The following is a 12,271-nucleotide window of genomic DNA, read 5'->3' on the forward strand; positions in this document are numbered from 1 at the left end:
GATTATCTATAGTAAAATATTGATATGTAATAGGAGATACATAATAAGAATCTGATAGCGGGTTTGGGGAGGGATTTGAATGTCAGATAAAATTATTGTAGTACCTTATAAAAGTGAATGGACAAGAGAATTTCAAGATCTAGGTGATTCGCTAAGAGCTGTTTTAGAGGACGTTGCGATAAGAATTGACCATATTGGTTCTACATCAATACCTGGTTTAGCGGCAAAACCAATTATTGATGTACAAATTTCTGTAAGAACATTAGAATTATTGGATTCTTTTAGGGAACCTCTAGAAAGTTTAAGGTTCATTCATAGGGCGGATAATTCAGATCGTTCTAAACGTTATTTTCGTGAAGCTCCTGGTAACAAGAGAACGCATATACATGTGAGACGCGAAGGGAGTTGGCCTGAGCAACTTGCGCTCTTATTTAGAGATTATATGCGCAATCATCCAGAAGACTGTAAACGATATGAAGACTTAAAATATAAACTAGCTAAAGAATACGTAAATGATCGAGGTATGTATACGGAAGCAAAAGATCCTCTAATTTGGGAGATTCTTAGAAAAGCGGATAAATGGAGTCAAAATACGGGATGGATTCCTCAAAAATCAGATGCGTAACAATCGCTTAAGTAAGGGGACGAAAGAATGGTTAAAGCTGTTATTTTCGATTTAGATGGAACTCTATTAGATAGAGATAGTTCTCTTAAACTCTTTATTAAAGATCAATATAAGAGGTACATCAATGAACTAAAACATGTACCTGAAGAGCTATATGTAAATCGATTTATTGAATTAGATAATAAGGGCTATGTTTGGAAAGACAAAGTATATGAGCGATTACTCCAAGAATATGTTATCTCTAGTTTAACTTGGGAGCAGCTGTTAGAGGATTACATAAGCAACTTTCAACATCACTGTATTCCTTTTTCTAACATGGAGTACGTATTACAAGAGCTTAAAAATAGCGGGATATTATTAGGTATGATCACAAATGGATTCACTGAATTCCAGCTACTGAATATTCGTGCTCTAGGGATTGATAAGTATATGGATGTCATATTAGTTTCAGAGCAAGAAGGACTTAAAAAACCTCAAGCTGAAATCTTCATAAGAGCTTTAGAAAAATTAGGTGTCACTCCTGAAGAAAGTGTGTACGTAGGCGATCATCCAGAGAATGATGTAATAGGAGCTCGGAATGTGGGAATGCATGCAATATGGAAGAAGGATGTATTTTGGGGAAATCCGTTTACAGATGAACATGTAATCGATGATTTAAAAGAGTTATTATCCATAGTTAATATTGTTACTAGGGAACTGTGACAAAGTTATTTGATAAATACCCATTTTGTATTAAAAAATAGGAAGCTGATATAATTCAGCTTCCTATTTCAATTTTTCTGATTTCTCCATTAATCTCGATTGATATGTTTTTCCCCAATTCCTCATTTGGACAATAATCGGCTCTAGCGTTCTTCCGAAATCAGTTAAAGAATACTCTACTTTAGGGGGAACCTCTGGATAAACTTTTCTATGTACAATTCCGTCATTTTCTAGTTCGCTTAATTGTAAAGATAACATTCGTTGTGTAATGCCGGGGATTAATCTTCGCAACTCATTGAAACGCTTTTTTCATCTAATAGATGATACAAAATAACACCTTTCCATTTTCCGCCGATAACATCTAGTGTTATTTCAACAGGACAACCCTCCTGGCAACCATAACCGCTTTTTCTATTCCTCATAAATATAGCACTCCATAGTAATATTTATATTGATGGTAACACTAATGATACTATACTACATGAATGTGCCTTCTTACATAATTTAATTTTGTTATCTATAATTGAAAGGGAAGACAGATTTTCTGAAGTGGAGGAAATGAACATGAAAGCAATTGGTTTATTAGAATATTTACCGATCGAAAATGAGAACAGTTTGATTGATATTGAATTACCAAGACCTATACCGAAAGGAAGGGACTTACTAGTTAAAATCCATGCCATTTCTGTTAATCCCGTTGATACAAAAGTTCGAGCGCCAAAAGATAAGAAAGAAGAAGAGCCGAAAATACTTGGATGGGATGCCAGTGGCATTGTTGTAGAAGTCGGGGAAGATTGTACATTATTTCAACCGGGTGATGAAGTTTTCTATGCAGGGAGTATTACAAGACCTGGTACATATAGTGAATATCATGTAGTAGATGAAAGAATTGTTGGAACAAAACCGAAAAATTTAACTCACGCACAATCAGCTGCTGTACCTTTAACAGCTATTACAGCATGGGAAGGAATATTTGAACGTTTAGCAATTGATTTTAATAATAAGGAAAAGAATAAATCCAAAAATATTTTAATCATTGGCGGTGCAGGTGGTGTTGGTTCTATTGCGATACAATTAGCGAAATGGGCGGGTCTTAACGTCATTACAACAGCCTCTCGAACTGAAACGAAAGATTGGGTGAAAAGCCTAGGTGCTGATTATGTGATCAATCACCATAAATCATTTAAAGAACAATTGTCACAGATTGAAATAGCAGAAGTCGATTACATTTTTTGCTTAAATAATACAGATCAACATTGGAATGGCATGGCAGAAGTAATCAAACCACAAGGTGGGATTTGTTCTATTGTAGAAAATGAGAAACCATTAGCATTAGGTTTATTAAAAAGTAAAAGTGCTACATTTGTTTGGGAATTCATGTTTACACGACCTATGTACCATACAGAAGATATGATTAATCAACACCTTTTATTAAATCATGTTAGTGAATTGCTTGAGCAAAATACGATTAAGACGACATTAAACAAGACGTTATCGCCAATTCACGCTGCTAATATTAGAAAAGCGCATGCGATGATTGAAACAGGAAGTACGGTTGGGAAAATCGTATTAGAAACATTTTGAAACTATAAATGAATAGTGATATATGGAAAATGGAGCTGTATGTATTACGGCTCCATTTTTACATGGATAAAAATTTATTATGTTTATCTTTTCCGAAAATAAACGGTCTGTTCTTTTCTAATTTTATAGGGTCGCTCATATGTATATTATTTTAGAGAAAACACCTTATAAGTAATATTTAATCACTGTAGAAGAGTGAGTTTCTTCACTTTCAAAATTTTTATGGTAGTAAGGAAGGAAAACAAGGGGGCGGTGAGAAAGAGCGTTATAAGGGGTGCAATTTACATATATCAAGCGGGAGGGAATTGTATGTATATTTTTATCGGGATTGGAATTTTAATTGTGATCCTTGTTTTTTTATTAGCAGAAAAATTCGCTCCAAATTCAGCTATGATGGTAAGTTTTCAAGGGAAACAACTGAAAAAATTTCTTCTAGGACTTACGATTATTTCTATCTTTTGTACAGCTTACGGAATATATCATAAAATGACGTATAAACTCCCGTATATTGATATTACAGTAAATAATGAGAAATATACTGTTTTTGGAAACATTGGAGAGTTAGGGTATTATTCGGATACATTGATTAAAAAAGGGCAAGAAATGCAAATGTATATAATACTTTGGAAAGATATTCACCCAGCAGATGTTCGAATGTTCATCACGTATCCATCTGGAAAAGAAGAAGTTTGGGAACCTAAAATGTCTTCGCTTACGGCTGAATCTATACAAGACTTGAATCAGGAATTTAAAATAAAAGAAATTTATCGAAAAATTGGCAAGAAAACTCCATCTTCAAAACGTGCAGGGCATAGCCCAGTTTAAGGTGGAGATGAAATGTCATCGCATTTGTAAAAATATTTTTGTAGCACGGCGAATATATGTTCTTTTTGGTTGTTTTGTAGTATCATGAAGGAAAGAAGAGAGGAGGTGAAAATCATTGATGAAAGAAAAAGAATATGCAACCTATCAAATTTGGATTAAGAAAGGTCACAAATTGCACGCCTACTTCATGGAAATGTGTCAAAATGCAAAAAATCTCTACAATACAACAAACTTCTACATTCGCCAAGTGTATACGGCTTTACGTATAGAAAAAACTTTACAGCCACTTCAACAAGAAGTTCTCCATACATTACAAACACATATTGAAACCATGAATCAAAATCAACTTCATGCGTATCAAAAACGTGTACAAAAACAAAAAGAAAAACCTGTGAAAGAACAGAAAGAAATGAAATGTAACTTGTTTACATTCCCGACAAAAGAGAAATCGTTCTTATCGTATAACTTCCTAGATTGTTTGTTTAAAACGATGAAACAACAAGATTATATGAATTTGCCAGCGCAAACGAATCAAGCAGTTATGAAGAAGTTATATCAAAACTGGAAATCATTCTTCACTTCCATCAAGGCATACAAGAAACATCCTTCCACCTTTACTGGCAGACCTCGCATTCCAAAATATATCAAATCATCTATGAAAGAAATTGTATTCACGAATCAAGTATGTAAACTCCAGGATAAATACATTCGTTTTCCAAAAACAAGCATAAAATTAAATATCGGTAAATTGTTTGGGCATATCGAAAATCTGAAAGAGGTACGTGTTTCTCCTGCTTACGGAAAGTTTAAAGTAGAAATTGTAACAGAAAAATCTGAGCCAGCACCTGAGCATGTCGACAATCATCGCTATATGAGCATTGATTTAGGTATCAATAACGTTGCAACCATCATAACGAATACAGGGGCTACTCCTGTGTTAGTAAAGGGCAATGTAATTAAAAGTATCAATCAATACTACAACAAACAAAAGGCCTATTTACTAGGAATTCTTCGTCAAGGAAAAGAACCAAAAGAAGGACCACACACATCAAACCGTTTAGAGAGGCTTCATGAAAAACGGTTTCTCAAAATCAAAGACTTCTTTCACAAAATCAGTTACCACATTGTTCATTTCGCAGCTCAACATGAGATCTCTATGATCATGATAGGGAAAAATACATCATGGAAACAAAACAGTGATATGGGAAAAAGACAAAATCAATCCTTTTGCCATATCCCGCATAATCTACTCATTGAAATGATCACATATAAGGCGCATCGACAGGGTATTACTGTACAAGTCGTGGAAGAATCGTATACAAGCAAGGCCTCCTTTCTAGACAATGATGATATCCCCACTTACGGTGAGAAAGACATCTCTGTATTCAGTGGAAAACGTATCAAACGTGGCTTGTATCGTACGAAAGAGAACAAACTACTGAACGCAGATGTGAATGGTTCCTATAATATCTTAAAAAAAGCAGTTCCAAAGGCGTTTGCCGATGGAATAGAGGGGTTGTGCCATCAGGCAGCTGTGTCAACTCCACTCGTGTTAAGCATCTCTTGAAGGTGATACACGAGAAACCCCCACTTCAAGATCCGAAGGAGATAAGTGGCGGGAGTTTTCATGAGTTGTCTCCTTATACGTTTAAAGAAGCAGGAAATGTAAAAATAACTTTAAAAAATGGAGCGAATGTGATTGGAAGTATGCCTGTGAAAGTGAAAGAGTCAAAATAATGATTCTTGAATTAACTGTGGATACAATTTGCTTCTTTTTATGCAGCGGCTTAGAAATAAGAAAGAGGGGATGAATATTGGATTATTTAGTCATACATAGGTATAGAACGAATTATCCTAATCCTATTACATTAGTGAAAGGGAAGTTATTCATTATAGGTGAAAAATACACTGGACCAGAAAAATGGGAGAAGTGGTACTAAAGATATTAAAACTGATAACAAGAGTAAAAGGGTAATAGATATTATTTATGTATTATATCTATTACCTTTTATTTTTTATATAATTAGATTTAATTGATGATTTACAAGAGTTGTTGTCCAAAATGAATACATTCCAAAGAGTTTAATACAGCAAAGGTACAGAGAAATACAAAAAAGCTAAATTGAACATGTAGATAAAATGTATTGGAGGGATTGGATTGTTCATAAGAGAGGCAACAGAAAAAGACGCAGAGGGCATTTTATTTATTCGAAAAAGCATTATCTCTCAAAAGGAGTTTTTTATTCCTACAAGTGAAGAATTTCATGTAGATACTGAAATGCAGCGAAAGAAAACAATTACAAATAGTCAGCAGGGCGGTGTAACATTCGTTGCGGAAGATAGTGGACGTATTGTCGGTTTTTTAACATTTAACAGAAACACAATGAAGCGCTTAAATCATACTGGCTCATTTGGAATGGGGATTTTTGCTGATTATCGCAATCAAGGTGTAGGAACAAAAATGCTTTTACAATTAGTAGATTGGGCAAAAACACAAGATGGCATAGAAAAAATTTGTTTAGGTGTTTTATCAACAAATAAACGAGCGATAAAGGTATATGAAAAAATAGGTTTCAAAGAAGAAGGTAGAGAGAAAAAGCATATTAAATTTGAGAACGGACAATATGCAGATAATATTATAATGGCATTGCATTTAAAAATAGAATAAAGGGGAATTTCAATGACATTCCCAATTCTAGAAACCGGTCGTTTAAGTTTAATCGATATAAACCATATATATATATATATGGTATTGTTTCACTTGAAGAGGTAACATGTTATCTCTAATATTATTCCTTCTCAGAGAATAGAAAACCACAAAAAATGAAAATAAGAGGAGATATTTTGAATCAAAATAAACGAGTACAAAAAGAAAAAGGGCTATCAACCATACAGAAAATGAAAAAATGGGCTAAAGATTTAAAGAAACAACTTTTTGTGCTGTATTTAGCATATCGAGATGAAAGGGTTCCTTGGTATGCTAAGTTATTTACAATACTTGTTGTTGCTTATGCTTTCAGCCCTATTGACTTAATTCCGGATTTCATTCCAATCTTAGGGTATCTTGACGATCTCATTCTTGTTCCTTTAGGCGTTTACTTGGCGTTAAAGCTTATCCCTGAAGAAGTATTAGAGGATTGTAAAAGGAAGATAGAAGGACAATCATCTATGAATAAACCTAAGAATTGGATAACAGGATTTCTTATTATTATCATTTGGCTAATTGTTTTCGTATGGATTGTAAACCTTGTTTTATCCTATATGAATTATTAAAGTGTCCTCGTTTTTTGTTGATTCCTTGTTACTAATAGATTTAATTAGATATCTACCAAGAGTAAATATTACTTATGTGGATTTGAAATAAAGTCGTACCGTTTATAAAAAATTGCACCTTTATACCCCTTTAGATAATCTAAAGGGGTATATTTATAGTAAAAAGGAAAAGAACATCTGGAATTGAAAGATCGATTAAGGAACTGTTGAGTGACAATAAGTTGTTTCGTTAAAGGTTCATATTGTTGAAGATGAACTGTGAATAAAAATCAAAATACATAGTTAAGGAAGTGGATGGATGAATTTATTAACTGTTACTGAGGAATTTTTTAATTATGTAAGGGAGTTTTTACTTTTAAGATTTATACTATTTGCTTTGGTCCTCATGACTTTGTCCTTTGTCATAAACCGTATTATTGATTGGTTCTTTAGGAAGTCAAGCTTTTTTGATGAAGAAGTAGAACAGACGATTCAAAGTGTAATTCGTTCAATTTTAAGGTATGGAATTTTAATCAGTCTTGTTTTTTTCTAATTAGTCAATTTGTAGATATAAAAGGTATTCTTGCAGGTGCAGGGATTGCCGGAGTTGTCATCGGTTTTGCTGCACAACAGATGCTAAAAGATGTTATATTAGGGTTCGCAAGATTAACGGACAAAGAGTTTCGTGTCGGCGATTTTGTTACTTTTAACGGAACAAGTTCAGGTACCATTGAGGAAATCGGTATTCGCTTTATGCAAATTCGTGAATGGTCGGGAAAACTCCTTACCATCCCACATGGAGAGATTAGAACGATACAAAATTTTAACAAAGGCTGGATGCGGGTTCTTGAACGGATTACGGTAAGTTATCAGGAAGATCCTACAAGAATAAAGGAATTGTTAGAAAAAGTATGTGTTATCTGCAATGAAAAATTGGAACAAAGCCTATATAGGATAGAGGATGAGGCTGTTGAATCATTTCAATATGTTGGTGTTACAGACTTAAATCCAAATCTTAAATATGTTGGGTATGAATTTTGTATTGTAGGTTTGGTTAAACCTGAGGAGTATTTTGAAACCTCCAGGCAAGTAAGGTTTGAACTAATGTCTATATTCCATGAGAATCAAGTACAAATGCCTGCAGCGAATATGTTCGTTCATACTGAAAAATTACAGGAGATTCCTGGAGAGCAGCTTTCACCAAGCAGGTAAAGAAAACTAGCTGATTGGAGAACCTAGGTCAGTTCATGAGGTGTGATTGGAAATTATATTTAGAATTTGGGTTTGTAGACCGGCAGATTTCGATGAGCTTAAGGGGTTAAACAATTCCTCCTAAAAAAAAGTAACTTCCGCACTCGGGCGCAATTCTGTAGCAAGAATTGTGCTTATTCTTTATGTATCGGGACAAATTCTTGAATAACTAATTGTGGGAAAAATAGCAATTTGAGATGGTGTGTTAGTGGAATAAGGAACATTATGTTAAGTGACAAAAAGTTGTTTAATTTACAATAAAGTCGCTTAAAAAATAATAAAGTTGTTTAATTCCTATTGGACTAACAGGCAGGTTAGTTGAAGAGTGTTAGTTAACTTGTGTTCAACAATTGGGCCAGTTTGTTGAGAATCTCGCTCAAAGCGAGTTGGTTATTTATGTTGAAATATTGCGAGTGAAATCAGGTTCTTAACGATTTTATCAAGTATCAAGCAAAATAATTCAGAAACGAAGAAGGGACAGTACTAACATGGAAAACATATCAAATGTAGATAAATTGGAGTCAATAAAATCTTTACAATCGACAATCAGTAAACTCGAAAATGCCTTGTCACAGATGACTCAGAAAGGCGCAAATACTACCTTAGTAAAGAAACGACTCAAAGCTGTTTGCATCGGCTTAGCAATGCTAGAAAACGTTTGGAATCAAAGACCCCATCATTACACCCAGGAAGATTTAACAGAAGCTCGCAATGTTCTTACTGGTTTGCTTCCATCAATTGAGAACATTTATGTTAAGTCAAAGGCTGGTAGTCCCCAAAGAACGCTTTTAGAAAGAAGAATAAAAGCGTTGAAACTAGCTATTCAAGTGATTGACAATCTTTCTAATAAATAACTTATCTAACTAAATAGAGTAACGGGTGCTTTAGCTCAATAAGAATTAAACAACTTTATTATTGATTTTTGAGTACCAATACTTTTATATAACCCAATATCACCATCAATCCAATTATTGATGGTAATCCGTATGTGTAGGTTGAAATAAACTTAAATCGTTTTGAAAAAAGTTGCACCGTTTTTCTCCCTTTTGATTAAAGGAGTCTAAATGAGTTTTAATCAAACTTTAATCTAATCCAACAACGAATGAGGACAAACATTAGGACAATGAAGAAGTCATTAAAAACCTACATAAAAAATCGAATACGCTAAAACCACAAAAGGCATCTGCTGCTTCTCAGTGGATGCCTTTTTTAGTATTAAGAATGTGGGGACAGATTTCATAAATAATAATGGCAATAGTTAAATTAGGTATTCCACTCCTATTTTACTTTTGGTTGCCATACCCTATGTTCAGTAAACAGTTTCTTTCTTATTATTTAAAAATCTTTCGCAAAATTTTAATTTTGTTCTTATACGGTGGAAATACAAGCCCTAAGTCTATCTTTGAGCTTTTCTTTAAAATGCTTTTACGATGTGTAAAAGTATCAAAACTATGTTTTCCATGATAAGCACCGAACCCTGCATTTCCTACTCCACCAAAAGGCAAGTGGAGATTAGCCATATGTGACATTGTATCATTGACGCATCCGCCTCCAAAAGAAATTCGTCCTAATACCTGTTTTTCAACATTTTTATTTTCAGTAAACACATACAAAGCTAACGGTTTGGGATGGCTGTTAACCATATGAATGACCTCATCTAAATCATTGTACTCCATAATTGGTAAAATCGGTCCGAAAATTTCTTCTTTCATAGCTGCATCATCCCATGATTTTACTTCAAGAAGTGTTGGTTCAATATATAAATGACTTCTAGATGAATTTCCACCAAATACTATATAATTTTGACCTTGTTCTACTATAGAAATAAGTCTATCGAATTGTCTCTCATTGACAATTCGACCATAGTCATTGCTTTTTGATACATCTGATCCATAAAAGCTTGTGATGATTTCTTTCATTTTTGAAATCAGTTTTCCCTTAATAGATTTGTGTGCGATAACATAATCAGGTGCAATACAGGATTGCCCAGCATTTATGAATTTTCCCCAGATAATACGTTTGGCTGCTATATCGAGGTTAGCTGTTTTATCGACAATAGCTGGTCCTTTTCCACCAAGTTCTAATGTTACTGGTATAAGATTTTTCGCCGCAGCTTCCATGACAATTTTTCCAACTGGAACGCTACCAGTAAAAAAGATATAGTCAAATGGCGCATGAATTAATAAAGAAGTTGTTTCGATGTCTCCTTCAATTACACGAATATATTGCTTATCAAACGTTTCACTTATTATTTTGTTAATTACAGCTGAAACGTTTGGCGCATTTTCTGAAGGTTTGAGGACTACACAATTTCCTGCCGCAATTGCCCCAATAAGAGGTTCCATTAATGATTGGAATGGATAATTAAAAGGTCCAATAATTAGCACGGTACCATATGGCTCTTTTATTATGTAACTTTTGGAAGGTGCAAAATGAATAGGTGTTTTTACTTTTTGAGGTTTCATCCATTGTTTTAGGTATTTCATAATAAAATTGATACTGTTAAATGCGAAACCAATTTCTGCAGCATATGCTTCAAACTCGCTTTTGTGTAAATCTTGATATAATGCGCTCAGCACTTGATTTTCATATTTTCGAATAGAATTTTTTAATTTTTCTAACTGTTCAAGACGGAATTGAAGACTTCTTGTATAATCATTATGGAAAAATTGTCTATGCTCTTGAATAAGTTGTTGAATATTATCAACCATTAGGAAATCCCTCCAATAGCAAGTAAATAAATCTTGGATCATACTATTATTTTCTATGCTCACCATCTCCATAGTCTCTCATATTATGGGAATCCTAAAGCCTAATGTACTTATTTGTATATCTTTTCAATCCAATTGACGAATAGATATTGCATACTTATTTCAATAACCATTAAGAAGATGTGAAATGAGTAATGATACATAACAAAAAGATACAATGCACTAAATGGGACGCTTAAAAGAATACTGCCGTATTTATTTTTAGTAAAGAAGTAGGTAGCTGCTCCGCAAATCATTCCAATAAACAATGATTCCAGGGCGATAAAGAGAATGGAGTCTCTGTAGTAGAAATCTAATATGTAAGTAAATTGGCCTGGAAAGTTTGCGTAAAAAATCCAAAGTAAGATAATCCATGTATTTATAGTAATAATAAAATCTTTTCCGAAATGTACTGTCATAAATGTTCTTCAGTTGCGATATTGTAAAACTCTTACAGTTCTTATTACGAGAAATATAAGAGCGAAGAATCCAGCCCAAGTAATCAGTATTTGTGTGATTTCTGAAATGGGAATCACTCCTTTTGGGTATATGTCACATATGTAACGATTGCTATTGCATTAATGAACATCATGGTTCGAAGTAATTTGTACAGGTTTCTTGAAAGCGACTCTCATTTTACAAAAAATGTATTCGATAGATGGGATAATCTTTCCTGCTCTAATCATGTATTGAAATATGAGTAAATACGAAAGAATAAAATGAATATTCACTCATTTATGGTAATATATTGTATAATTTGTAATATAGAACTGCTAAGGGAGCAAATTATGATGCATGAACATTTTGTAAGGGTTGTGGGAAATGGTCAACCAATTATCTTTCTGCCAGGAACAGGTTGGTCAGGTGATATAGGAATGCATATAGCTGATTCTGTAAAAGATTCTTACCAAGTGCATATGATTGATTTGCCCGGTATTGGACAAAGTCAAGGTTAGGAAAGATTTTTAATGAATTCGGGTAAAACGAATCTGTTTTTGATAGATTATAGAACTTGCTTTAAAAGGGAGCAAGTACATAATTTTATAAACGGGAGAGGGAGAAAGCGGTATGTCGACAAATAGAAAAATTGGTGTAAGTTGTTTATTGCTGAGCAGCTGTGCGGCACTAAGTAGTTTCTTATTAAAAGGCATCCTTCCTTATTCAGGGATTATTGGTTGGACGTTATCTGTTGTTTTTATTTTAGCTAGTGCTCATTTCATTGGGAAGGATTTAAGTGAGTCGTAGCTTGTAATGTTTATCTTAGATTTACGTCTTTAAAAAA

12 protein-coding genes and 2 pseudogenes are annotated in these 12,271 nt (G+C 33.7%); 11 read left to right on the forward strand and 3 right to left on the reverse strand.

Annotated features, from left to right (window positions below; all coding sequences use genetic code 11):
- Positions 1–79: 79 nt before the first annotated feature.
- Complete coding sequence (locus tag ACEWFJ_RS10815) at positions 80–625, forward strand: GrpB family protein (protein ID WP_473692106.1); 546 nt, start codon at positions 80–82, stop codon at positions 623–625.
- A 27-nt stretch (positions 626–652) separates the two neighbouring features.
- Entirely contained in the window at positions 653–1,327 is a 675-nt protein-coding gene (locus ACEWFJ_RS10820) for an HAD family hydrolase (protein ID WP_473692108.1), read from the forward strand.
- A gap of 63 nt (positions 1,328–1,390) precedes the next feature.
- Here the strand turns inward: ACEWFJ_RS10820 and ACEWFJ_RS10825 are convergent.
- A pseudogene (locus tag ACEWFJ_RS10825) lies at positions 1,391–1,749 on the reverse strand (winged helix-turn-helix transcriptional regulator).
- A 142-nt stretch (positions 1,750–1,891) separates the two neighbouring features.
- Here ACEWFJ_RS10825 and ACEWFJ_RS10830 point away from each other — a divergent pair.
- From ACEWFJ_RS10830 to ACEWFJ_RS10860, 7 genes and pseudogenes are all read left to right on the forward strand, one after another.
- Entirely contained in the window at positions 1,892–2,911 is a 1,020-nt protein-coding gene (locus ACEWFJ_RS10830) for a zinc-binding alcohol dehydrogenase family protein (RefSeq protein WP_473692110.1), read from the forward strand.
- Between the two features lie 309 nt (positions 2,912–3,220).
- Entirely contained in the window at positions 3,221–3,736 is a 516-nt protein-coding gene (locus tag ACEWFJ_RS10835; RefSeq protein WP_473692112.1) for a hypothetical protein, read from the forward strand.
- A gap of 115 nt (positions 3,737–3,851) precedes the next feature.
- Complete coding sequence (locus ACEWFJ_RS10840) at positions 3,852–5,303, forward strand: RNA-guided endonuclease InsQ/TnpB family protein (RefSeq protein ID WP_473692114.1); 1,452 nt, start codon at positions 3,852–3,854, stop codon at positions 5,301–5,303.
- Between the two features lie 591 nt (positions 5,304–5,894).
- Positions 5,895–6,404 carry a GNAT family N-acetyltransferase gene (locus tag ACEWFJ_RS10845; protein WP_473692116.1) on the forward strand — a complete coding sequence of 170 codons (510 nt, stop codon included), beginning with the start codon at positions 5,895–5,897 and terminating at the stop codon, positions 6,402–6,404.
- Between the two features lie 176 nt (positions 6,405–6,580).
- Positions 6,581–7,009 (forward strand): YkvA family protein, encoded by a 429-nt coding sequence (locus tag ACEWFJ_RS10850; protein ID WP_473692118.1) that lies wholly within the window; start codon positions 6,581–6,583, stop codon positions 7,007–7,009.
- 298 nt (positions 7,010–7,307) lie between these two features.
- Positions 7,308–8,200 (forward strand): annotated as a pseudogene (locus ACEWFJ_RS10855) (mechanosensitive ion channel family protein).
- Positions 8,201–8,727: 527 nt separating this feature from the next.
- Positions 8,728–9,093: a hypothetical protein gene (locus tag ACEWFJ_RS10860; RefSeq protein WP_098311199.1), complete on the forward strand. Its 366-nt coding sequence runs from the start codon at positions 8,728–8,730 to the stop codon at positions 9,091–9,093.
- A 477-nt stretch (positions 9,094–9,570) separates the two neighbouring features.
- On the opposite strand, the gene ACEWFJ_RS10865 is transcribed toward ACEWFJ_RS10860, so the two are convergent.
- Together ACEWFJ_RS10865 and ACEWFJ_RS10870 are read right to left on the reverse strand one after the other, a co-directional pair.
- Entirely contained in the window at positions 9,571–10,950 is a 1,380-nt protein-coding gene (locus ACEWFJ_RS10865; RefSeq protein WP_473692120.1) for an aldehyde dehydrogenase, read from the reverse strand.
- A gap of 110 nt (positions 10,951–11,060) precedes the next feature.
- A complete protein-coding gene (locus ACEWFJ_RS10870) occupies positions 11,061–11,408 on the reverse strand; it encodes a hypothetical protein (RefSeq protein ID WP_473692122.1) in 348 nt (115 codons plus the stop codon).
- A gap of 369 nt (positions 11,409–11,777) precedes the next feature.
- Here ACEWFJ_RS10870 and ACEWFJ_RS10875 point away from each other — a divergent pair, with 369 nt between their 5' ends.
- Positions 11,778–11,945: an alpha/beta fold hydrolase gene (locus ACEWFJ_RS10875; protein WP_473692124.1), complete on the forward strand. Its 168-nt coding sequence runs from the start codon at positions 11,778–11,780 to the stop codon at positions 11,943–11,945.
- 112 nt (positions 11,946–12,057) lie between these two features.
- Positions 12,058–12,234 carry a hypothetical protein gene (locus ACEWFJ_RS10880; protein WP_473692126.1) on the forward strand — a complete coding sequence of 59 codons (177 nt, stop codon included), beginning with the start codon at positions 12,058–12,060 and terminating at the stop codon, positions 12,232–12,234.
- The last annotated feature ends 37 nt before the right edge of the window (positions 12,235–12,271 follow it).

The sequence above is a fragment of the Bacillus sp. EA-CB0995 genome, assembly GCF_055814245.1.